19 protein-coding genes are annotated in these 23245 nt (G+C 68.8%); 11 read left to right on the forward strand and 8 right to left on the reverse strand.

Features of this window, described 5'->3' with window-relative positions; genetic code table 11:
• Nucleotides 1-396: 396 nt before the first annotated feature.
• On the forward strand, nt 397-1761 hold the full coding sequence (locus VD964_RS26095; RefSeq protein ID WP_324871389.1) for an ATP-binding protein: 1365 nt from the start codon (nt 397-399) through the stop codon (nt 1759-1761).
• A 71-nt stretch (nt 1762-1832) separates the two neighbouring features.
• Here VD964_RS26095 and hutG read toward each other — a convergent pair whose 3' ends face one another.
• Complete coding sequence (gene hutG / locus VD964_RS26100; RefSeq protein WP_324871390.1) at nt 1833-2657, reverse strand: N-formylglutamate deformylase; 825 nt, start codon at nt 2655-2657, stop codon at nt 1833-1835.
• Between the two features lie 383 nt (nt 2658-3040).
• Here hutG and VD964_RS26105 point away from each other — a divergent pair, with 383 nt between their 5' ends.
• The 5 genes from VD964_RS26105 (at nt 3041) to VD964_RS26125 (ending at nt 8037) form a co-directional block, all read left to right on the forward strand.
• Nucleotides 3041-3544 carry a hypothetical protein gene (locus tag VD964_RS26105; protein ID WP_324871391.1) on the forward strand — a complete coding sequence of 168 codons (504 nt, stop codon included), beginning with the start codon at nt 3041-3043 and terminating at the stop codon, nt 3542-3544.
• Nucleotides 3545-3575: 31 nt separating this feature from the next.
• Nucleotides 3576-4799, forward strand: coding sequence for a hypothetical protein (locus tag VD964_RS26110; protein WP_324871392.1), 1224 nt, complete (start codon nt 3576-3578; stop codon nt 4797-4799).
• A 73-nt stretch (nt 4800-4872) separates the two neighbouring features.
• The gene (locus tag VD964_RS26115) at nt 4873-6084 is read left to right on the forward strand and encodes a glycosyltransferase family 4 protein (protein ID WP_324871463.1); all 1212 of its coding nucleotides are present in this window, start codon (nt 4873-4875) and stop codon (nt 6082-6084) included.
• Nucleotides 6077-7057, forward strand: a complete 981-nt coding sequence (locus tag VD964_RS26120; protein WP_324871393.1) for a hypothetical protein — start codon at nt 6077-6079, stop codon at nt 7055-7057. Before VD964_RS26115 ends, VD964_RS26120 begins: the two co-directional genes overlap by 8 nt.
• A complete protein-coding gene (locus VD964_RS26125; RefSeq protein WP_324871394.1) occupies nt 7054-8037 on the forward strand; it encodes a glycosyltransferase family 2 protein in 984 nt (327 codons plus the stop codon). The genes VD964_RS26120 and VD964_RS26125 overlap by 4 nt, the downstream gene beginning before the upstream one ends.
• Here the strand turns inward: VD964_RS26125 and VD964_RS26130 are convergent.
• From VD964_RS26130 to VD964_RS26140, 3 genes are all read right to left on the reverse strand, one after another.
• Nucleotides 7947-8414: a helix-turn-helix transcriptional regulator gene (locus VD964_RS26130; RefSeq protein WP_324871395.1), complete on the reverse strand. Its 468-nt coding sequence runs from the start codon at nt 8412-8414 to the stop codon at nt 7947-7949. The genes VD964_RS26125 and VD964_RS26130 overlap by 91 nt on opposite strands.
• A gap of 134 nt (nt 8415-8548) precedes the next feature.
• On the reverse strand, nt 8549-9343 hold the full coding sequence (locus VD964_RS26135; RefSeq protein ID WP_324871396.1) for a glycosyltransferase: 795 nt from the start codon (nt 9341-9343) through the stop codon (nt 8549-8551).
• Entirely contained in the window at nt 9340-12171 is a 2832-nt protein-coding gene (locus VD964_RS26140; RefSeq protein ID WP_324871397.1) for an SLBB domain-containing protein, read from the reverse strand. Before VD964_RS26140 ends, VD964_RS26135 begins: the two co-directional genes overlap by 4 nt.
• A 344-nt stretch (nt 12172-12515) precedes the next feature.
• On the opposite strand from VD964_RS26140, the gene VD964_RS26145 reads away from it, so the two are divergent.
• Both VD964_RS26145 and VD964_RS26150 read left to right on the forward strand, forming a co-directional pair.
• Nucleotides 12516-13550 carry a histone deacetylase family protein gene (locus tag VD964_RS26145; RefSeq protein WP_324871398.1) on the forward strand — a complete coding sequence of 345 codons (1035 nt, stop codon included), beginning with the start codon at nt 12516-12518 and terminating at the stop codon, nt 13548-13550.
• An 88-nt stretch (nt 13551-13638) separates the two neighbouring features.
• Nucleotides 13639-14223, forward strand: coding sequence for a putative metalloprotease CJM1_0395 family protein (locus VD964_RS26150; protein ID WP_324871464.1), 585 nt, complete (start codon nt 13639-13641; stop codon nt 14221-14223).
• Between the two features lie 44 nt (nt 14224-14267).
• On the opposite strand, the gene aguB is transcribed toward VD964_RS26150, so the two are convergent.
• Complete coding sequence (gene aguB, locus VD964_RS26155; RefSeq protein WP_324871399.1) at nt 14268-15176, reverse strand: N-carbamoylputrescine amidase; 909 nt, start codon at nt 15174-15176, stop codon at nt 14268-14270.
• Nucleotides 15177-15722: 546 nt separating this feature from the next.
• Here aguB and VD964_RS26160 point away from each other — a divergent pair.
• Nucleotides 15723-16238: a MarR family winged helix-turn-helix transcriptional regulator gene (locus VD964_RS26160; protein WP_324871400.1), complete on the forward strand. Its 516-nt coding sequence runs from the start codon at nt 15723-15725 to the stop codon at nt 16236-16238.
• 90 nt (nt 16239-16328) lie between these two features.
• On the opposite strand, the gene VD964_RS26165 is transcribed toward VD964_RS26160, so the two are convergent.
• Nucleotides 16329-17645: a pentapeptide repeat-containing protein gene (locus tag VD964_RS26165; RefSeq protein ID WP_324871401.1), complete on the reverse strand. Its 1317-nt coding sequence runs from the start codon at nt 17643-17645 to the stop codon at nt 16329-16331.
• A gap of 188 nt (nt 17646-17833) precedes the next feature.
• Between VD964_RS26165 and phoU the strand changes: the two genes are divergently transcribed.
• Together phoU and VD964_RS26175 are read left to right on the forward strand one after the other, a co-directional pair.
• Nucleotides 17834-18553 carry a phosphate signaling complex protein PhoU gene (gene phoU, locus VD964_RS26170; protein ID WP_149223506.1) on the forward strand — a complete coding sequence of 240 codons (720 nt, stop codon included), beginning with the start codon at nt 17834-17836 and terminating at the stop codon, nt 18551-18553.
• Between the two features lie 274 nt (nt 18554-18827).
• Nucleotides 18828-21089 carry an anthranilate synthase gene (locus VD964_RS26175; protein ID WP_324871402.1) on the forward strand — a complete coding sequence of 754 codons (2262 nt, stop codon included), beginning with the start codon at nt 18828-18830 and terminating at the stop codon, nt 21087-21089.
• Between the two features lie 55 nt (nt 21090-21144).
• Here the strand turns inward: VD964_RS26175 and VD964_RS26180 are convergent, their stop codons facing one another.
• Both VD964_RS26180 and VD964_RS26185 read right to left on the reverse strand, forming a co-directional pair.
• Nucleotides 21145-22521, reverse strand: a complete 1377-nt coding sequence (locus VD964_RS26180; RefSeq protein ID WP_324871403.1) for an ATP-binding protein — start codon at nt 22519-22521, stop codon at nt 21145-21147.
• Nucleotides 22518-23219 carry a response regulator gene (locus VD964_RS26185; protein WP_310113881.1) on the reverse strand — a complete coding sequence of 234 codons (702 nt, stop codon included), beginning with the start codon at nt 23217-23219 and terminating at the stop codon, nt 22518-22520. Before VD964_RS26185 ends, VD964_RS26180 begins: the two co-directional genes overlap by 4 nt.
• Nucleotides 23220-23245 lie beyond the last annotated feature (26 nt).

A 23245-nucleotide genomic window follows, 5' to 3' on the forward strand; every position in this document is an offset into this window, starting at 1 on the left:
GCGGAACCGTTCCTGGCCCGACAGAGAAGCCGAAAGGGGAACGGTTCCGCGAACGCCGACAACGCGTGGGGATTGGGACGGATGCGGAATTTCTTTCGGAAGCGTCGTTCGGCCGCTGTGGCGGACGAACGGATGCCGGCGGCTGGCGGAGCGGGTCTCGGCGGTAGCGGACTTGGTGGCGGCCTTACCGGCAACGGGCTCACCGGCAATGGCCTCACAGGCAATGGAATGGGCATGGCTGGACCGGGTGTGTCGGGGCCGGGTATGTCGGGGCCGGGGATCTCAGGCCCTGGACCTGCCGCCGGCAACTTCCCCAATGCACCCGGATTCTCCCGGCCCGGCGGGACGCTCCTGCGTCCGGTCGATGGGGGACAAGGTCGGAGCGGGTTCGAGGCGATGCGCGGTCCCGCCGCGCCGCGTCTTCCCGACGTGATCGACAACGACGCCACCAGCGACCGTCGCGGCCACATGTTCCCACAGCCCGGAGGGCGCGAGGCGGAGAGCGAGCACGATCTGCCGCGCTTCACCATGTCGGTTAACGGCGGCTATCGAGGCGGCATGGGCGCCAACGCGCCAGCGATGCTGAAGGGGCTGACGCCCGAGCTGAACGGCCTATTGCGCGAAGCCTTCACCCCGACGCGGCCGAAGCAGCAGCTGAACGGCTTGTTCATCGGCCGCAACGACACGCTTCGCCGCATCATTTCAGCGATCGAGGAGGAGCGGGCGCACGTCATCCTGTATGGCGACCGAGGCCGCGGCAAGACCTCCGTCGCCAACGCGATCGAGAAGATCGCCGGGCAGGCCGGCTATCTGTCGCTGAAGCTGACCTGCAGCGGCGAACTGAGCTTCGAGGACATCTTCAGGCACTTCCTGAAGAAGATCCCCTCCACCTACTACCGGTCCGCGCTTGACAACCCGTTCGCGGCCCGGCGCAACTTCGCCAGCCTGAACGAGCTGCTGCCGGACGGCACCTTCAGCGTTACCGAGCTGAACGAGGTGCTGTCGGGTATCCATGCGACCCATGTGCTGTTGATCCTGGACGAATACGACCGCGTCCTCGACGAGGATTTCCGCAACAAGCTGGCGGAGCTGTTCAAGAATCTCACCGACAGCTCGATCCCCGTCACGCTGCTGGTGGTCGGCGTCGCCGAGAACCTGGACCAGCTGCTGGGCAAGCATCCGTCGATCCAGCGGTCGCTGGTGCCGGTGCATCTGCCGCTGATGACCGATCAGGAGATCGGCCGGCTGATCCAGGCCGGTGCCCAGAATGCCGCGATCGAGTTCGCGCCGGATGTGGTGCGGCGGATCGCCGAATTCGTGCGCGGGCTGCCTTACTACGCACAGCTGCTCGGCCTGCACGCGGCGCGTAGCGCCGTCAGCCGCGGCAGCAAGCTGGTGGAGCGGCCGGATCTCGCCTATGCCGTCGCCCGCTGCCTGCAGGAGGCCGAACGCGGCATCGTCGAGAGCTATGCCCGCGCACTGGCCGCCGACCGCCGCGCGGAGCTGGAGGACGCGCTGCTGGCCGCCGCCCTGTGCCCGGCCGATGCCTATGGCGTGTTCGACCCCAACGATCTGGCGGGCGACAGCGGCGAGTTGCCGAGTGCCGCGACGCTGGACCTGCTGAAACGCCTGACGCGCGAGGACCATGGCGGTGTCCTGGCCCCGGTGGTGGAACCGGGCCTGGAACGCTACCGCTTCCGCAATCAGATGATGCGCCAGTACGTCCTGATGCGTCAGGCGAGCGAGCGCGGCCAGATCTGATCCATCCCCGATCAGGCCGTCCTTCGGCCCTTCCCCGGCGACGGGGGAGGGCCACTCTTTATCAGGGCGCGTTACAGGTAGGCCGCGCGGCGTTGGCCCGTGGCCTTCTGCCACGACCATTCGACGACTGCGCTCATCAACCGCTCCAGCCCGGGCTTCACCTCGGCCGCCAGATCGGGGCGGAAGCGGTAGGGAGCATCCTCGTCCATGTAGGTGGACTGGGTCAGCTCCAGCTGGATGGCGTGGATGTTCTCCTCCGGCTTGCCGTAGCTGCGGATGATGAAGCCGCCGCGCATACGGCCGTTCAACGCGGCGGAGTAACGTTCCGATGCCGAAAGGACGTTCATCAGACGTGCGACCAGCGGTTGGGCGGCACTGCTGCCGTCGCCGGTCCCCAGGTTGAAGTCGGGCAGGGTGCCGTCGAAGAATCGCGGAACCCGGCTGCGCACGGAGTGGGCGTCGAACAGGACCGCGACCCCGAATCGGTCGCGCAGGGCGCGCAGCTCGTTGTGCAGCTGGTCGTGATAGGGGCGCCAGTAGGCGCCGACCCGCCGTTCGATCTCCACTTGTTCCGGTTCCTGACCGGCTTGGTAGATGGGCGCACGGTCGAAGGTGGTGAGCGGACAGATCTCCGTCGGGTCCAGGCCGGGCTGGGCAACGAGACCGTCGGGATCGCGGTTCAGGTCCACCACATAGCGCGAACACAGCGCGGTCAGGAATCCGATTCCGAGCGCCGGGGCGAAATGATACAACCGGTCCAGGTGTCGATCGACGTCGGGCTGTGCCTGCCCGTGTTCCGTCATCGTCGCGGCGATGTCCGGCGGAATCATCGTCCCGACATGCGGAATGCTGAGCAGGACCGGCGTTTCGCCTGGCTGGAAGCGGAAGGTTTCCATGGCTCGTCTCGTTACGGGAACGGCTGGCTCAGGGCTGTGTGCAGTGCGGCAGGGACAGCCGGTGGACTATGAGGCGCACTGCCGTATTCCGTCAAACACATTGCGTTTTTTTGAAACCTGCAGTGATGCCGCATGCATTGATTCCGCACATGGAGATCCTGTCCTTCTGGACCGAATTCCCTACAACAGCACACCGAATTGGCCGTTGACCGGAAGCTCGACTTGCCGGACACTCCCGCGCATTCGGCGACCGCCCGGCAGAAGGCGGCGCCCAGCACCGGATCAAGCTGTCCCCCGGCGACCGGCCCAAAGACTTCCAAAGCACACGGCGCCCCGATTTCGCAGCCCCGGTGACGAAGCAACGCAGCAGGGGAGAAGCGACCATGAACTCCGCCACCCGTCTTGGCGCGGCCATGCCCGGCCGGCGCCAGATCTTGTTGCCGCTTGCGCTGGCACCCGTCGCCGGCTGGGCCGTGTGGGCCGCCGGCACGCCCGATGCGCCCAACCACCCCGCCGGCCCCTTCCACCTGCCGCTGGACGAAACCACGGCGCTGTGGCGCGACCTTGGCGCGGTCCGGCTGGGGGGCTTGGCCGGCGATCCGCAGTTTCCGGTCAAGGTGTCTGCCCTGGACGGCCGTACCGTCACCGTCCGCGGCTTCATGGTTCCGTTGACCGGCGGCACCACCCACAACCGCTTCATCCTGTCCGCCAACCCCATGGGCTGTCCCGCCTGCGAAAGCCCCGGTCCGGCCGCCATGATGCATGTGCACTCCTCCATCGCGCTGCCTGCCACGCGGGAGCCGGTGACCCTCACCGGAACCCTGCGCCTGCGTCCGCAGGAAGGGCTGTTCTACCGATTGGACCGCGCCGAACAGCGCTGGGCCTGAGCGGCGCCGACGCATCACCGCCGGTGCGGCGGTGACCGCCGCGACCGAACATCGCTTGGTTCCGGCGTGGGCCATGGCGGCGGCGCTGCTGATCTATGGCGGCATCAGCGTTCCGGCGCCGCCGTCCCTGCGCTGGGGCGAGGCCGCCATCGGCCTGCTGATCCTGCTGGCCATCGGCTGGAGACGGCCTCTGATGGTCGCGACCGGCCACGCCCTGCACGACTCGGGTGATGCGGCGTGGATGGCCGTTGCGGTCGCGGCGCTGGGCTGGCTGCTGTGGGTGCCGCTGCTGCGCGGCGCGGCACTGGGTTGGGAGGCGGCGGACATCCTGCGCGATGTGGTGCCGCTGTTCTATCTGTTCCTGCCCGTGCTGCTGGTTCCCGCCTTGCGGCGCGCCGGAACCTGGGGTGTGCGCCTTCTGGCCGGCGGGCTGACGCTTGCCGGGCTTCTGCTGGCATTGCGCTGGTGGAAGCAGGCGGAGTGGGGATTCGGTGCCGTCGGCACGCGGGCGATGGCGGACGGGGGCGCCTATCTGCTGAATGCCCCATCGGTGCTGTTCGCCGCGGTGGCATTGCCGGCGTTGGCACTGTCGCTGGTGGCGGTCGGGGGATCGTTCAGGCGCTGGATCGCGGCGTTCGCCTGCGCCGCCGGAGGATCGCTCTGCCTCGGCGCCCTGGCTGGAGCGGTCCACCGCACCGCCCTGGGGCTGGCGGCGCTGTCTCTGACGATGGTGGCCCTGTGGTGGGTGCGGCGACGCCCCTGGCTGGCGGTGCCGTTGCTGCTGGCAGCCGGTTTCGTCGCCTTTCCCGCCGGGGATGCGCTGGTCGGCGCCTGGCAACAGGTGGCGGAGAAGACCAGGCTGACCGGGGCGAACACGCGCTGGGAGGAAGCGGCGGCGGTGATCGACCATGCCGTCTCGTCACCCTGGACCCTGCTGTTCGGTGATGGATGGGGAGCGCGCATCACCAATCCGGCCGTCGGCGGATGGCGGGTCAGCTACACCCACACGCTGGTCAGCTACAGCCTGTTGAAGACCGGGCTTTTAGGCATGCTGGCGCTTGGAGCCTATCTGTGCGCCCTGGTTCGTCCCTGGCGCCGCCTGCTGGCGGAGGATCCGCCGCTGGCCATGGCGGTGGTGCCGCCGCTGCTCATGGCGCTCTGCCTCCACACCAGCTTCAAGTATCTCGACACCGGCGTCATCCTGTCGCTGATGCTTTTGGGGTCCGAACCCAGGAAAGGGTTGTCCAAGCTCTAGAGCGCAAGCATACTTTCGCGTGCAATTCAGGCTTTGGTGCGCTGTGAAGCTCGTCATACCTTCCATTCTGTTCGTGAATCGGGTGTTCCCGCCGGACCGCGGGGCGACCGGGCGTTGCCTCCATGATCTGGCAACCCGCATGGCGGATGCGGGCTGGCGGGTCACGGTGGTCGCGGACGGCCCGGAGTCGCGGGCCGATGCGCGGGATGGCATTGCGCTCCACCGGACCGGCGGCGGCGTGCCGGAGGGGGAGAGGCCGGACGCTCGTGCGTATATCGAGTCGCTGTGCCGTCTGACCGGACGCGCCCTGCGCCTGCCGCGCCACGACGTGGTGGTGACGATGACCGACCCGCCGATGCTGGCGCTGGCCGGGCCGATGCTGGCGGCACGCCATGGTGCGGCATCGCTGCACTGGTGCCAGGATCTCTATCCCGATCTGCTGCCGGTGCTGGGGGTGCGGATGCCGTCGATGCTGCACCGACTCGCCGGGAGGGGAATGGCCCGGTCCCTCCGCCGTCACGACGGCGTGATCGCGATCGGACGCTGCATGCGCGACCGGATCGCGGCCATGGGCGTGATGGGGGAGCGGCTGAGCCTTCTGCCCAATTGGCCCGACCCCGCCATCCACCCTCTGCCCAAGGAGGGGGGCGGGTTCCGCAGTTCGCTGGGGGTGGTGGACGGGGACAGGCGCTTTCTGGTCGCCTATTCCGGCACGCTCGGTCTCGCCCACCCGATGGACGGCGTGCTGGAGGCGGCGGCGCGGCTGCAGGACAGCGACCCTGGTGTTCTGTTCCTGCTGACCGGGGAAGGGCGGGGATTCGCGGCGGTGGAGGGGGAGGCGCAACGCCGGGGACTGCGCAACCTGCGGCGCCTGCCCTGGCAACCAGCGGATCGGCTGGCGGAGAGCCTGTCGGCCGCCGACCTGCATCTCGTGACGATGCACCCGGCGGCGGAAGGCATGCTGGTGCCGAGCAAGCTGGCCGGCGTCCAGGCGGCGGGCCGCCCCTGCCTGTTCCTCGGTCCGCGGGGCAGCGAGGCCGCCGCGCGGGTTGCCGGCTGCGGACTGGTCGTCGACCCGTTCGACGGTGCCGCCATCGCCGATGCAGTCCGGTCCTATGCCGCCGATCCGATGCGTTGCGCGGCGGAAGGTGCACGCGCCGCCGGCCAATCCGCGGTCTGGACTGCCGATCGGGCCGCCACCGCTTTCGCCGCAATCGCCGAAGGCCTTCTGCCGGCGCAGCGAATCCCCCGGACAATGATGACAAGGCCGTTGCCCCATGCCTGACGGCGCGCTGGGCCAACCCAATGCCATGACGCTGCGGCTCCCCGTGACGGGTGGGGAGGGCGATCTCCGCCGCCTTGTTCGCAAGCTGCGGCAGGGCTGGCGCTGGCTCCTGGCCGGCGGCTTCGGCGGCATTGTGCTTGCGGTTTGCGCCCTGTGGCTGGTTACGCCGGCCTATACGGCGGCGATGGTGATCGGTCCTACGGCCCGGGTCGGTTCCGCCGCCATGGGCGCGCGTGTGCCAATGCTGAGCGGACGCGATTCCGCCGCGATGGCCGAACCTGGAGCCGGCGACGAATCGCTGTCGGATTTCGCCCGCTATTTGGAGCTTTTCGGTTCCGGCCCGGTGGCGGAGCAGCTGGCGCGTGATTCCAGGCTGCTGCAGGCCCTGTTCCCCGACCGCTGGGATGCGGAGACGCAACGCTGGCGCCCGCCCTCCGGAGTGGTTCCGGCTGTGAAGCGCACGCTGCTCTCGCTGGTCGGCCGGCAGGATTGGGTGGAACCGGATGGAGAGCGGGTGGCGCGGGCCCTGCGCGACCGGCTGGTGATCGACATGCTGCGGTCGGGTCCGATGCGGCGGATCACGTTGCGCCATTCCGACCGCGCCACGGCGCTCGACCTGCTGGGCCGCGTCGCTGCGGCCACCGACGCCCATTTGCGGGCGGAGGCGGCACGGCGCAGCGCGGCCCAGATCGCCCATATCAAGGACCGGCTGGGTGCCGTCACCGTGGCCGAGCACCGGCAGGCCCTGAGCGACCTGCTGCTGGATCAGGAGCGCGTGGCGATGATGATCGGGGTCGATCTGCCCTTTGCCGCCGACATGATCCAGCCGCCCGGCGCGGCTTCCCTGCCGGACTGGCCGAATCCGGCGGTGGTGGTGCCGCTGGCGGGAATGGCCGGATTGATCGCCGCCTGCTTCTGCCTATCCGCCCGCCATGCCCTTCGGGACGGGCGCACGGGGGAGGAGGCACGATGACTCCGATCCCTGTTTCCGTCGTGGTGATGACCCGCAACGAGGCCGCGAACCTCGTCCTTTGCCTAGCGGCGCTGACCCGCTTTGCCGAGTGCTTCGTCGTCGACAGCGGCAGCGAGGACGGAACGCCGCACATCGCGCGGTCCCTTGGCGCAAAACTGGTGCCCTTCCACTGGAACGGCCGCTATCCCAAGAAGAAGCAATGGTGTCTGGACAGTCTGCCGCTGGCCCATGACTGGGTGCTGTTCGTCGATGCGGACGAACGGCCGACCACGGCGCTGGTGGATGAGATCGCGGGTTTGATGGCCGGCGGTCCGCGCCATTCCGCCTATTGGGTCGATGGCCGCCCGGTCCTGCGCGGCCGCGCGCTGCGCTTCGGCTGCTGGAACCGCAAGCTGGCCCTGCTCGACCGCCGCCATGTCCGCTTTCCCGATCTGCCGGACCTGGATGTCGCTGCCATGTGGGAGGTGGAAGGCCATTACCAGCCGCTGGTCGCCGGCACGACAGGGCGGCTGCGGCACCCGATGGACCATGGCGACGCCAAGCCGCCGTCCGCCTGGTTCGACCGGCACAACCGCTATTCCGACTGGGAGGCGGCCTTGCGTGCCGACGGCCGGATGGACCGGTTGATCGACGGCGAGCCGGGCGATGGCGGAGTCCTGCGTCGGCGGACGCTGAAGCGATTGTTTCAGCGCCTGCCGGGTCGTCCGCTCTGGGCCTTCCTGCATGCCTATGTGCTGCGCCTGGGCGTCCTCGACGGCACAGCGGGGCTCGACCACGCGTTGGGACGCGCGTTCTACTACTGGCAGGTCGGGCTCAAGATGCGAGCTGCCGTGCAGGCGCAGGCTTCCGCCGCGCGCCTTCCGTCGGGCTGCTCCCCTTCGCCCGGCCCTTATTCCTCGACCAGCGCGATGCGGTCGCCGCCCAACGCCTTCAGCAGGTCGAAAGTGCGCTTGCGCACGCCCGGATCCTCGATCCGGTAATAGGCACGGACCAGTTCCAGCGTTTCACGGCGGGCCATCGATTCGAACTCGTCGGTCTCGCTCGCGCATTCGGCCGGTGCCTCGGCGGCGATCTGGTCGGGAGACGGCATGTCGTCGAAGAAGTAGCTGACCGGAACGCCCAGAACCTGGGAGAGGTTGTAGAGGCGGCTGGCGCTGATGCGGTTCGACCCGCGCTCGTACTTCTGCAGCTGCTGGAAGGTGATCCCGACCGCCTCGCCCAGCTTCTCCTGGCTCAGGCCAAGCAGGGTGCGGCGAAGCCGCAGGCGGGCACCGACATGGATGTCGATGGGGTTGGGACCTTCGCCGCGGCGCGAGAGGGTGTGGGCGGGGGCGAGTTTGGTCTTGGTCGCGCTCATAAGTCGTACCTCGAAGGGAAAGCCGGAGGGAAGGCGCCGCGAGAATGCTTAGTTCAGAAAGTAAATTCTATGCAACCATTTGTGCGCATCAACGGTCCGTTTGGGTGGAAGTGGGAAGCCATGCACGAAAGACATTAAGTTTCCGGGCATCGGAAACGTAATTTCGCGTAAGCCGTGGGAAAATGATGACGCACTGCCAGCGCGACTCGTTGCAGTGCGGAAACCGCCGTCGCGCACACCGGGCTCTGCCCCAGATGCATGCGTCGAATCGCCTCCTGCTCACACCGGCCCGTGGCGGCATCGCGCTGCGACAGCCCGCCGGGGGCGAACAGGCATACGGGCAACCGCAGCCGGACCGCCGGTCCGCGACCCAGGGCGGCAAGCGTGAAGGCATAGTCGGCCGCGATCCTGAAAGCGGGATCGAAACGAAGACCCGAGAGCGCCTGTACGCTGTAGATCATGGCCTGATGGTGCGTGAACATGCCGAAGGGCGCCCAGCGGTGGGACCGCGCGCGCTTCAACAGGATACGTCCGTCGCTCTGCCGCTCCAGCGCATCGCCGTAAAAAAGGGCGGCACCGGGATGGCGGCCGGTGGCCTGCAGCAACCGGATGGCGGTGTCCGCAGCGGCCAGCCGGTCGCCGGCATTCAGGAACAGCACATGGCTGAAGCCGAGCCGCCGGGCGGCATCGAGCCCATCGTTCATCGCCGCATAGAGCCCCCGGTCCAGGGCGGACCGCCACCAGACCGGCAGATCGGCGTGGTCCGCCAGCCATTCCGCGGTGCCGTCGGTGGACCCGCCGTCGGCAACCAGCCAGGCGACCTGCGGCCCCAATTGCCCCCGCAAGCTCTCATGGGTGTCGATCAAGCCGGTGCGGTCGTTACGGACCACGGTCAGGATGGCGAGGCGGAGAGGGGGAGTCGTGGTCATCGCGCGATCACCGAAACGGAAGCGGCGGTGATGGCGAGTTGGCTCAGGATATTGCCGAAGGTCTTGGCGACGTCGAGTCCATCGAAAGGCCGCGGGTCGCGCGGCACCACCAGGATGGAACCGGGCGGAATTGCCTCCACCCGATGGTTCCAGGAGGACAAGGCCAGCGGACGCGCCCGGCCGTCGGGCAGAACCAGGAAGCTGCGGCCGGTATCGGCATCACGGGTCGGTCCTCCTGCCTCGCTCAGGTAATCCTCCGCGCTCTTGCCGCTGACGAACTGTGCGGCGGTGGGGTGCAGGACCTCGCCGGCGACCGCGACGGTCAGCGGCCGCTTGGGGATCACGATGCGGTCATCGGGCTCCAGCAGCGGATCCAACCCGGGCCGCGTGCGCAGGACCGCCGGATCCGCCTCCACCACCACGCGTCCGATTGGTTCCGCACCGCGAAGCTGGGCGGCGAGCTGCCGGGCCAGCGCGACATTCTCCGCCTTTACCGGCTCTCCCTTTTCCACCTCCAGCGCCAGCGTGCGTTCCAGTTCCCGCGCCTGACGCTGGAACTGATCCTTTTCGCGGCGGCGCTCGCTCTCGCGGGTCAGGACTGCTCCGGCCGGATAGGCATCCTCCAGCAGGCCGCCGGCCCGTGCGATCAGGGAGGACAGCGTCTCGTTGCGGCCGATATCGTACCGGCCGGGACGGCGCACCGCCCCATCGATGGCAACGGCGCGCGACTCCAGTGCCTGCGGCCGCGGATTGATCCGCAACGCATCGCCGATTCCGGCCGTGTGCGCTCCGTCGCGTCCAAGATCGACGATGCTTCGGCTGCCGGCCGCAGCAGTCAGTTCCGCCGCAGCCGGATCGGCGTCGGCCGACAGCCCGCCCGCGGCGGCGACCAGCGCGGACAGCGGCGTGCGGTCGGCGATTGGATAGCCGCCGGGATCGCGGACGGCGCCGCGCACCTGCACCGACCGCTCGCCAATCAACGCGACGATAGCGGGATCGAGCAATGCGGCCAGCATCGGCGGTTCGTCCGCCGCCTCTCCCTCGGCTGATGCGGCGGATTTGGCTTTGGTGCCGGCGTCGGTGGGCTTCACCAGACCGCGGATGTCGTCGGTGGCGAACAGGTGGATGCGGTCGCCGTCGACAAGTCCACGGTCGGCACGCCCGGCAGCCACCTCCTGCGGGGAGAAGGGCAGGTAGGCGCGTGTCAGGCTGCGCCGGTCATAGCGCTCCACGATCCCCAGCAACGGATAGACGTCGCGCTTCAGGGCTTTCCCCTCCGCCAACGCACTCCGCAGCGTGATCCCGGCGGTCAGGCGGCGAGTGCCTGGGCGGCGGACATGGCCGATCAGCTCAAATTGCGGTGCATCCGTTTCGACGATGGTCTCGCGGGCACCGGTGCTTGCCTCGTTGGCGGCGCCCACGACCGGATAGAAGCCGGGGCGCGGGACGCCGGACAGCCGAAGCACGGCATGGCGGAGCGCCAGGGGAAGCAGATCGGGCACCGCGGCGAACAGCGGCGGGCAAGGCGCGCGTGAGCCGGTCAGCCCGGCGGCGGCGCGCGCCTGCGGACCGGTGGCGAGCGGCCCATCGGGTTCTGCGGCAAGGTTGCGGGCGAGCGCGACCAGACCGGGGCAGGCGCCCTCCGGCGGCTGCCGCTCCCCGCGAAGCAGGGTCAGCACCGGCTCCGCCGTCAGGAAATCGATGTCGCCCGACCCCAGCACATAAAGGATGTCGCCCTCCGCCACCCGGCGGCGGTCTCGCCCGTTCAGCACGGCGGAGAGATCGACCGGGTGGAGGATTCGCGCCCCCGTGGCGGAGTCGCTGGTCTCCAGTGTCGCGAAAGGCAGATAGGGGGCGGGCCGCAGATCGCTGCGGAAGAGCAGCCCGCCGATGGTCCCGCCCTGAGGAAGGGCGCGCGGACCGGGGCGCAGGACATGTCCCTCCAGCCGCACGTCATCCCGGCGGTCCTCGCGCATTGGGGCAAGCAGCAGCAGGTCGCCGTCGCCGAACCGGCGGGCATTGGCGTCTGCGACCTCTTCGGTCGTCTCCTCGCCGGACGGGCCGATGCCGAATCGCAGCAGCCGGGCGCGGCCGGGCCGCAACGCGCCGCCGGCCAGTTCGCGCAATTCGGCTGCCGACAGCGGACCGCTGCCGGGCGGCAGCTCATAGATGCCCGGCCGCTTGACCGGGCCGGCGACACCGATCGTGGCGCCCAGCGGTGGAACGAACAGGCGGTCGCCGTCGCGCAGCGGCTGATCGGCATTGCCCGCGTCCCCGGCCAGCTGCAGGGCATACAGATCCACGGCGATGCTGCCGCCTGCACGCATCAGGCGGATGGCACGCAAGCTGCCGCTGCGCTCCACCCCGCCGGCCGCCGACAGGGCGTCGAGAGCGGTGGCGAATGCGCTGACCTCCTGCCGTCCGGGACGCTGCACGGCGCCGGTGACCACCACGCCGATCCGCCGCACCTCCGCCAGGGTGGCGAAGGCCTCCGTGTTGGGCCAGGTCGCGGCGACCGCGGCGGCAAGCTCCCGCCGGAGAGCGTCCAGCGACAGGCCTGCGGCGGTGACCGGGCGCAGATCGTCCACCACCAGCTGGCCGTTTCGGTCGATGGCGAATCGCTTGCTGAATGACTTCTGGCCGCGCAGGGTCACCGTCACGGCGTCGCCGGTGTTCAGCACATAATCGCCCTGAACGGCACCGGGTGCGCTCTCGTCGGTCGCCACCGATTCTCGTGCGGGGGCGAACAGGTCGTAGCCGAACTGACGCAGCGGTTCGCCGGCGCGGGCGGAAAAGGCGGCTTCGAGAGGTGAGGCGGAAGGCGGCAAAAGAGTATCGCTTCGCGTCGGCCCGGCGGCCAACACGGCGCACGCCCACAGCAAAGGCACCGCCCCCGGTGCCAAACGGGCGAATATCCTGCACGCAGCAGCCAGCATCGATGTCAAACATCCCGTCATTCACCCGCCCTAAGCGAGCAAAAAGCCGATGAACACTATCGAATGTATTCAACCGGAAGGCAATGCTCTGCATCCAGGGCGCCATGCAAAAGGGTGGCATCCGTGCACTGGCGGGTGGGGATATGATGAGCCGTCCGCCCGTCGCGCTGTCGCGGCGAAACCGTGGAGCGGCAAAGCACCGGCAGATGGCCGGAAAACACAAGGATGCCAGTGGCGTGATCGTCATCCACAGCGAAGAGCACCGGCTGCAGGCCGGCCGGTCCGAACTCAACGACGGCCAGCTCGTCCCCTGCTACGAGAAGCCGGCGCGTGCCGACATCGTGCGGGCGCGGACCGAGGTGGTGGGGCTCGGGCCCATCGTCGAACCCACCCGCCACGGCCTCGCCCGGTTGGAGCGGGTGCATGACGCCGGCTACCTCGGCTTTCTCCAGACCGCCTGGGACGAGTGGGTGAAGGAGCATGGCGCGGACATCGATGCGCTGCCGCTGAACTGGGTGGCGCCCGGCATGTCGCGGCGGCGGGTGCCGCGGTCCATCGACGGGCGACTCGGCTTCTATTCCTTCGATGCCGGGACGCCGATCACCGCCGGTACCTGGAAGGCGGCGACCGCCGCGGCGGACTGCGCGCTGACCGGAGCCGACCGGCTGCGGGCCGGCGATCGCAGCGCCTTCGCCCTCTGCCGCCCGCCGGGCCACCATGCCGGACATGCCTTCTACGGCGGCTACTGCTTCCTGAACAATGCGGCCATCGCGGCGCAGTGCTTGCGCGACGGCGGGGCCGCGCGGGTGGCGGTGCTGGACGTCGATTACCATCACGGCAACGGCACGCAGGAGATCTTCTGGGAGCGCGGCGATGTGCTGTTCGTGTCGATCCATGCCGACCCGGTCGACGAATTCCCTTATTTCTGTGGTCATGCCGACGAGACCGGCGCCGGGGCGGGCGAGGGAGCGAACCTGAACCTCACGCTGCCCTGGGGCACCGACTGGACCGGCTACGCCCAGGCGCTGGCCGCCGCCGCCGCGCGAATCCGGGAGTTCGGGGCGGACGCCCTGGTCCTGTCGCTGGGGGCGGACACCTATGGCGGCGATCCGATCTCCCGCTTCCGGCTGCTGTCCGAGGATTTCCTGCGCATGGGGGCCGCCATCGCCGGAATCGGCCTGCCGACGCTGTTCGTGATGGAGGGCGGCTATGCCGTCGACGATCTGGGCGTGAACGTCGCCAATGTGCTGACCGGCTTCGAGCAGGGTTGAGCAGGACCCGCGGGGACGGAACGGCCTTGCCGTTGCCCGTGAGGCCGATTCATCCTAAATTGAACGGAGAACCGGACCCTTCTTGAGGATGTGGACGGTGGCCGCCGACCTTTCCATCTCCAGCCTGTCCATCGGGACCTACGGCACTCCGCGCAACCAGCCACCTCGGGGCCAGGGGCGCGGCCAAGGCACGGGCACGTCCGGTGCGAAGGACGGCGGTACCGTCGGGGCCACCGATACGGTCACCCTGTCGGACGCCGCCCAGCAGCAGGTGCAGAAGCTCAAGCAGGTCGATGCCAACGTCCGCCAGCACGAGGCGGCGCATCAGGCGGCCGGCGGCAGTCATGCCGACGGTGCATCCTTCACCTACACGCGCGGGCCGGACGGCAAGAATTACGCCACCGCGGGCGAGGTGCCGATCGACGTAAGTTCCGAATCGGAGCCGGCCGACACCGTTGCCAAGATGGAACAGGTGAAGGCCGCCGCCCTTGCTCCCGCCGACCCCTCGCCGCAGGACATGCGCGTCGCCGCCCAAGCCGATGCGGCGAAACTGCAGGCGCAGGCGGAGCAGCGCCGGCAGGGTGGGGACGCTGCGGCCGGACGCGCCGCCGCGGCCTATGGGGCGGCGCAGTCCCTGGGTTATGGCCAGGCAGGAAGGGGGCTGACGGTCTGAACCGGTGCGGCAATGAGGCCGCCGCTCCGCTCCGCCCGTGATGCTCAGCGCCGCGGCGTGGTCTCTCCATCCAGCGTCAGCAAGGCGCCGTACAGTTCCGGACGGCGGTCGCGGAAGACGCCCCAGGAGGCGCGCTGGGCGGCGATGCGGTCGAGATCGAAGGTCGCAGTCAGCACGGTGCGGCTTTCGCGGTCGGCCTGCGCCACGATCTCGCCCTGCGGCCCGGCGATGAAGGACGAACCGTAGAAGGTCAGCGCGCAGCTTTCCCCCGGCTCCACCCCGACTCGGTTGGAAGCAACGAGCGGTATCAGGTTGGCGCCGGCATGACCCTGCATCACCCGGGTCCAATGGCCCTGGCTGTCGATGGAGGAGTCCTGCGGCTCCGACCCGATGGCGGTCGGGTAGAGAAGTATTTCCGCCCCCTTCAACGCCATGACGCGGGCGGTCTCCGGGAACCATTGGTCCCAGCAGATGGCGCAGCCGACGGTGGCGTAACGGGTCTTGAACACCGGGATGCCGGTGTCGCCGGGGCTGAAATAGAACTTCTCCTGATAGCCCGGTCCGTCAGGAATGTGGGACTTGCGGTAGATGCCCAGCAGGCTGCCGTCCGCATCGACCATGGCCATGGAGTTGTAATAGGCGTTGCGCGCCTTTTCGAAGAAGCTGACGGGGATCACCACCGACAGCTCGCGCGCCAGCGACCGCATCCGCTCGATCACCGGATGGCCTTCGGCCGGAGCGGCGAGTTCGAACAGCGACTGCTTCTGGTCCTTGCAGAAATAGGGGGTCTCGAACAGTTCCTGCGGCAGGATGATCTGCGCACCCTTTGCGGCCGCTTCGCGAATCAGCGATTCGACGCCGTCGACGTTGGCGGCACGGTCCCAGCTGCAGGCCATCTGGGTAGCGGCGACGGTGACGGTACGGGACGAGGGGACGGTCGGCGAAGCGGTCATTGCGGTCGCTGGCTCCTGTTGCGGCAAGTGACTGTGGCGATTGACGTCTGTGTGACCAAAGGTCGCGGCGGATACAAGCAGCAGGGCGGGGCTTCGATGGATTTTAGCGAAATGTTCACATTTCGGCGATTCGTGGATGCGATCTGCCAAATAAAACCGATCCAAACGGTAATCTTCGCGCCCGTCATCATATGCGGATATGGCAACCCAGGCCTGGTCTGAAAAGATCGACTGCACTCAAGGCGGCCATGCACCGTAACCGAGCCGCTGTTCTGCTTAAGTTGGACGAAATTTGCCGATCCTTTGACCGACATATCATTGCATGCCTGCGACCGACGGCTGCGCAATTGATTTGCGCTTTGCACACAGCACGTTATGATTGGATGACGCAGCCAGGACCATTCGTGTCAAGGTGGTATCACCAGGAAGGCATGGATCCGACCGACGCTATGCCGCCGGGTACCCTCACGGGCAACCGCCCGGCGCTTGCACCCGGTGGGCGGGAATGGTTGTTGGATCGGTAACGACGGCAGAGAGATTGTCGGTATGGAGGCGTCTGTCAAGGGGTGGGAGCCGGAGCGCCCCGACGGTTCGGAGGATGCGGCCGGTTCGGCCGACGGTGCGTTATCGTTCGTCGTCCGTGACGTGAACCGCGCATTCGCCCGTGCTCTGCAGACGCGCATTGCGCGGTCGGGCGTCAGCATGGGGCAATGGTTCTTCCTGCGCGCCCTGTGGGAGGAAGACGGCCTGACCCAACGCGAACTCAGCCACCGCGTCGGCATGATGGAGCCGACCACCGTCACCGCCGTCAACGTGATGGAGGGGCAGGGGTTGGTCCAGCGGGTGCGCAACAGCCACGACCGCCGCAAGATGAACATCTTCCTGACCGACAAGGGCCGGGCGCTTCGCGACTCGATGATGCCCAGCGCGTCGGAAATCGCTCAGCTTGCCATTCAAGGCATCACGCCGGACGAGTTGGATCTGACTCTGGACGTGCTGCGCCGCGTCGGTTCAAACCTCAATGCCGCAGCAGCGTCCGCCCGCGACGGCGAGGACGAGTGAACCGGGCGGCCTGCCGCCGCCCATCTTCCCGCACGTCAAGAGACCAGACTTAAAGCGGCCAGACTTCAAGCAACCAGACCTCAAGCGACCTCAATCGTCGTCCGGGTCGGGCGGCGGCGGCAGGCTGGCGCCGGTCAGGTTTGCTCCGGTGAATTTGGCGTCGCGGATGTTCGCGTCGCTCAGGATCGCGCCGGTCAGGTTGGCGTTGGCGAAATCGCAGCCCGACAGGTTGGCTCCGCGCAGGTTGGTGCGGATGCAGGACGCGTTGGTCAGCCGCGCGCCGGTCAAGTTCGCCGCCCACAGCCGGCCGGTCGGCTGGCCGTCCGGCCCCTTGATGTCGACCCAGCCGATGCCTGCGCCGTCCAGCCGCACCCCGTCCATGCTGGCGCCGCGCAACGTGGCGCCGTCCAGGATCGCCCCACCCAAATCGGCGCCGGCCAGCACCGCCTCGGAGATGTCGCACATGATCAGCAACGCCTCGCGCAGCTTGGCGCCGCTGAGGTTGGCACGCTTCAGATTGGCACCGGACAGGTTGACGCCCGACAGGTCGATATGGCTGAGATCGGCGCCGGTCAGGTCGGCCCGCGCGCCCATCGTGCCGTTGGTGTTGATCCAGGTGTAGTGGCTGTGCAGGGCCTGCTGGATCTGGACGGAGAAATTGTCGGCCGACCGCGCCAGATTGGCGCCGGTGGTGTCGGCGCCGGCCAGATCGGCTCCCTCCAGCTTGGCACCCTGCAGGTCGGCATTGCGCAGGTTGGCGCCGGCCAGCATCGCGCCGGTCAGGTTGGCGTCGCGCAGAACGGCGCCCTGCAGGTTCACGCCGGACAAATTGCTGCCGCGCAGGTCGGCGCGGGCAAGATTGCAGCTTTTCATGCTGGCGCGCATCAGCGTGGCGCCGGTCAGCAGCGCACCCTCGCAATCGGCGCCGTTCATCGACACGTCGGTCAGATCGGCACCCGACAGGTTGGCGTTGGTCAGCGACGCATCATCGAAATCGCTGCCGGCCAGATCGGAGCGGACGAAATCCAGCCCCTTGCCACCCTTGCCGCCGCCCTGTCCGCCATAAAGCAGGGCGCCGCCGCGCAGGTCGGCCTCCTTCAGGATGGCGCGCTTCATCTTGGCGCCGCGCATGTGGGCGCCGCGCAGATCGGCGCGGTACAGATTGCAGCCGGACAGGTCGGCCTTGGTCAGGTGGGCGGCGAACAGGTCCGCGGTGCTGAGGTTGGCGTTGGACAGGTCGCAATGGGACAGGTTGGCGCCGGACAGCTTGCCCTGTGCCAGGTTCACCCCGGACAGGTTCGAGCCTTCCATGTTCGCCATGGTCAGGTTGGCGCGCGAACCGCCCGACTTGTTCTTCAGCCAGCGCTCGTGCTTTTCCAGCACGGCAACCAACTCGTGCGGTGTCATCGGTCCTGTCCGGTCTGTCTGGTTGCGTCGTCCATCGATAGACCAGTGTCCAGAAATAATCTATGCCAAAGGTTAAGGCCGCCTCCAGTGCGCTTCCAGTGCATCGGCGGCTTGGCGCGGCGGCGCCCGCCCCCCATCTCCGGGGCGTCGGGCACCGGACCGCCTGTCACAGCAAGGAGTTGGGGATCATGTCGGGTGGACACACGCTTGCGGCGTTCGACACCGAACTGGCGGCGCTGCGCACCGCCATCGACCGCATGGGCGAGCTGGTGGAACGGCAGGTCGGGCTCGCGCTCGATTCGCTGGCCGGTCCGGACGCCGATATCGCGGGCGAGGTGCTGAAGGGCGACGCCGAGATCGACCGGCTGGAGATGGAGGTGGAGGCGATGACCGTCCGCCTGCTGGCTCTGCGCCAGCCGATGGCGAAGGACCTGCGCGAGATCGTCGCGGCGCTGAAGATCGCCTCCAATCTGGAGCGGATGGGCGATTTCGCCGGCTCGGTCGCCAAGCGGGCGGTCACGCTGGCCACCCTGCCGGTTGCGCCGCCGGTCGCCTCGCTGGTCCGGATGGGCCGCATGGTGCAGGCGATGATCGGCGACATGCGCCGCGCCTACACCGAACAGGACGCCGATCTGGCCGCCTCCGTCCGCGATTGCGACGGCGAGGTCGATGCAGCCTATACCGCGCTGTTCCGTGAGTTCCTGACCTACATGATGGAAACGCCGGCCCAGATCACCGGTTGCACCCACCTGCTGTTCGCCGCCAAGTCGATCGAGCGCATCGGCGACCATGCCACCAACGTGGCGGAGAACATCAGCTTCCTGGTCAAGGGCCGTCTGCCGTCGGACGAGCGCCGCAAGGAGGATCTCAGCAGCTACGCCGTCGCTCCACCGCGCGAGGGGGCGTGAACGCAGGGGCTTGACAGCCGGCGGTGGCATGTGGTGCCGTTGTCGGCATGAACATGTCCTCGCCCCTCCTGTCGCAGCATTGGTGGTGGCCCGTCTCCAACGGGCCGGCCTCGCGACGCGTGTGAACGTGGATTGACGACAAAAGGCCGCCCGGTGCATCCGGAGCGGCCTTTTTCCTGACCCGGCAGCGGGTCACCGAAGGGAAAGACGGACAAGCAGGCGGAAGCACCGTGCGGCGTCACCGACAAGACGCCCGAACAGGAGCCCCGCCGCCATGACGCCCTCCCACCTGTTTCCCTCCCATATCTTCCTGGCCGATCCGGCTTTCCTCGACCCGTTCTCCGCCATCACCGGCGGCGGGATTGGGCTGCGCCGCACCGCCGAACCGGTGGGGATCGCCGCCGCGCTCGACACGCTTACAACTGCGCTCGACGAGCGGCGCGGCCTGCTGCTGTCGGGTGGGGTGGAGGCACCCGGCCGCTATCGCCGCCAAGCCATGGGCTTCGTCGATCCGCCCCTGTGTGTGACGGCACGCGGCCGGACAGTGCGCATCGACGCGCTGAATCCCCGCGGTCGCCTTCTGCTGCCCGCCATCGCCGACGCACTGGAGGGGCATGAGGCGCTGGTCGGGCTGGAGGTGACGGCCGGCCGCATCACCGCGCTGGTCCGCCGGCCGACGGGCGTCTTCGCGGAGGAGGACCGCAGCCGCCAGCCGTCGGTCTTCAGCGTGCTGCGGGCGCTGATGGCGCTGTTCGCCTGCCCGGACGAGCCGTTCCTCGGCCTTTACGGCGCCTTCGGCTACGATCTTGCCTTCCAGTTCGAGCCGATCCGGCGCCGGCTGGAGCGGCCGGACGACCAGCGCGATCTCGTGCTGTATCTGCCCGACCAACTGCTGGTCGTCGACCACGCCGCCGGGGTGGCGCGCCGCTTCGCTTACGAGTTCGTGGTGAACGGCATTTCCACCGAAGGAGCCGCCGGCGGCGGGCGTGTCGATGCCTACCGACCCGACACCAACGCCGCCGCGGAGTGCGACCATGCGCCCGGCGAGTACCAGCAGGTGGTGCGGGCGGCGAAGGAGGCCTTCCGTCGCGGCGACCTGTTCGAGGTGGTGCCCGGCCAGACCTTTGCCGAGCCTTGCGCCGACAGCCCCTCCACCATCTTCCGCCGTCTGCGCGCCGCCAATCCGGCGCCCTACGAGGCGCTGATCAATCTGGGTGACGGCGAGTTCCTGGTCGCCGCCAGCCCGGAGATGTATGTCCGCGTCGGAACCGGTCCTTCGGCGGGTCGGGTCGAGACCTGTCCGATTTCCGGCACGGTGGCGCGCGGCGCAGACGCGCTGGGCGATGCCGCGCAGATCCTGACCTTGCTGAACTCCGCCAAGGATGCGGCGGAACTGACCATGTGCACCGACGTCGACCGCAACGACAAGGCGCGGGTGTGCGAGCCCGGCTCGGTCCGCGTGGTCGGTCGGCGGATGATCGAGCTGTACTCCCGCCTGATCCACACGGTTGACCATGTGGAGGGCCGGCTGCGCGAGGGCTTCGACGCGCTGGACGCCTTCCTCACCCACAGCTGGGCGGTCACGGTGACCGGCGCGCCGAAGCGCTGGGCCATGCAGTTTCTGGAGGACACCGAACGGTCGCCGCGCCGCTGGTACGGCGGAGCCTTCGGACGCATCGGCTTCGACGGCGGCATGGACACCGGCCTGACCCTGCGCACCATCCGCATGAAAGACGGGGTCGCCTTCGTCCGCGCCGGCGCGACCCTGCTGTCCGACAGCGACCCGGAGGCGGAGGATGCGGAATGCCGCCTGAAGGCCTCCGCCTTCCTCGACGCGGTACGGGGGGACGGGGCGTCGCCGCGGCTGGCGCTGGTTGCCACCGAACCGTCGGCGGCGGCCCGGCGGAGCGGGGAGGGGCGGCGGGTGCTGCTGGTCGACCATGACGACAGCTTCGTCCACACGCTGGCCGACTATTTCCGCCGGACCGGGGCAACGGTGACGACTCTGCGCCACACCCATGCGCGGACGGCGCTGCGCGACGATCCGCCCGACCTGTTGGTGCTGTCGCCGGGGCCGGGACGTCCTGCGGATTTCGATGTCGGCGGCAGCGTGCAGGCGGCGCTGGACCTGGGCGTGCCGGTGTTCGGCGTCTGTCTGGGGCTGCAGGGGATGGCCGAGAGCTTCGGCGCGACGCTCGACCGCTTGCCGGAGCCGATGCATGGCAAGGCCTCTCCCCTGATTCATCAGGGCTGCGGGCTGTTCGAGGGGCTTCCGCAGGGGATGCGGGTGGGCCGCTACCATTCGCTGGTAGCAAAGCGCGACAGCCTGCCGCCGGAGCTGCGGGTGACGGCGGAGACGGAGGACGGAACGGTGATGGCGATCGAGCACCGGACGCTGCCGCTGGCCGCTGTGCAGTTCCACCCCGAATCGATCCTGACGCTCGACGGCGGGCATGGTCTGGCGCTGGTCGACACGGTGATGGCGACGCTCGCCACGCGTGGCGGCAGGCTGCCGGAAAGGGAGGAGGCGGCCTGAGACATGAGGGCCGCCGAAGAGCGTGGCGCCGTCCGCTCCCCCGGGCCTCCCGCCGTCACACCGGCAGCCGGATCACCGCGCGCAGGCCGCCATAGGGGCTGTCGTCCAGCGTGATGTCGCCGCCATGGCTGCGCGCCACGTCACGGGCGATGGTCAACCCCAGGCCCGAGCCGCCGGTGTCCAGGTTGCGGCTGCTGTCGACGCGGAAGAAGGGCTTGAACACGTCTTCGCGCAAATAAGCGGGGATGCCGGGGCCGTCGTCGTCGACGGTGATCTCGATGACGCCTTCCTTCGGTTCGGCCTTGACCCAGGCGGTGCCGGCATGGCGGCCGGCATTGACCAGCAGGTTGGCGATACAGCGGCGGACCGCGTTGGGACGCAGCGGCAGGACCAGCCCCTCCGGCGCCGTCAGCGTCACCTCGGTCCCGTCGCGCCGCGCACCGGCGGCGACCTCGTTCAGGAGGCGGGTCAGGTCGGTCGGCTGCACCGCCTCCGTCCCTTCGCCGCGGGCGAAGGCGAGATAGCCTTCGATCATCTGCTCCATCTCGGCGACGTCGGCCTTCAGCTCCTCCACCTCGGGGTCGAGGTCGGGATGCTCGATCATGTCCAGTGCCAGCTTCATCCGGGTCAGCGGGGTGCGCAGGTCGTGGCTGACGCCGGCCAGCATCTCCGTCCGCTGGTTCATCTGGCGCTGGATGCGTTCGCGCATCAGCAGGAAGGCGGAGGCGGCCTGCCGCACCTCCGTCGCCCCTTCCATCTTGAAGTTGGAGACGTCGCGGCCCTTGCCCAGCGCGTCGGCGGCGATGGCCAGCCGCTTGATCGGGCGGATCTGGTTGCGCATGAACAGGATCGCCACGGCGAACAGCACGACGGCCGAACCGACCATCCACAGGATGAAGATGTAGCTGGTCGGCGTGAACAGGCGCCGCTCCGGCGACATCACCGACAGCACGCCGTCGGCCATCTGCACCCGGATCTCGTACCACTCCCGCGCGACGCGGGTGTTGATGGCGAAGGGCCGGCCGATCCGTTCGTCCAGCGCCTTGCCCAGCGTGCGTTCCAGCAGGCCGCTCAGCCGCCGGCGCTGATCCGGCAGGACTTGGTCCGGCTCAAGCGTGACGATCAGATCGGTGGTGCGGGCTATGGTGGCCAGCGTCCAGTCACGCCCCTCCTGCGACGGGTCGTGTTCGATCATGGCGATCACGGTGGCGATGTCGCCGGCCACGGCATAGGCCAGCCGGTTGGTCACCGTGTCCCAGTGGCGGTCGTAGAAGATCCAGGTGGCCACCGCCTGGGCCAGGATCACCGGCGTGACGATGATCAGCAGCGTCCGGCCGAACAGGGTGCGCGGCAGGAACCGCTTCAGGAACGGCGTGCGCCGCCGCCGTTCGGCGCGCCGCGCCGCGACCGTCCGTTCCGATGCCGCCGTCAAGGATCGGGCCTCAGCACATACCCCTCGCCGCGAACGGTGTGGAGGTAGCGCGGCTCGCGCGGGTCGGCCTCGATCTTGCGGCGCAGGCGGGTGACCTGGACATCGACGGTGCGGGCGTTGCCGGCGACCTTGCTGCGCTCCGTCAGCTCCTCGCGCGTGAAGGTGACGCCGGGCGAGGCGGCGAGGATGCGCAGCAGGCTCGCCTCCGCCGTGGTCAGGCGGATCACCTCGTCGCCCTGGCGCAACTCGTCCCGGTCCGGCAGATACGTCAGCGGGCCGAGCCGCACGGGCACCGCAGGCGGTGCCGCCGGTTCCGGCGGACGCGCGGCCTGCCGGCGAAGGATGGAATTGATGCGCAGCAGAAGCTCGCGCGGGTTGAAGGGCTTGGCGAGATAGTCGTCGGCCCCGGCCTCCAGCCCGGCGATGCGGTCGTCCGGCTCGTCGCGGGCGGTCAGCAGCAGGATCGGCAGGTCGCGCTCGCGCCGCAGCGACTCGGTCAGCGACAGCCCGGATTCGCCCGGCATCATGATGTCGAGCACCAGCAGGTCGAAGGCCAGCCCGCCCAGCTGCGCGCGGGCATCCGCGGCGTCACGCGCGGTGCTGACCAGAAAGCCGTTGCTGGCGAGGTACTTGCGCAGAAGCTCGCGCAGGCGGGTGTCGTCGTCGACGACCAGGATGTGAGGCTGATCTTCGGTCATGGCGCGACTATAACGCGTGTCCCCGC

Source organism: Azospirillum sp., assembly GCF_035628975.1.
Classification (GTDB): domain Bacteria; phylum Pseudomonadota; class Alphaproteobacteria; order Azospirillales; family Azospirillaceae; genus Azospirillum.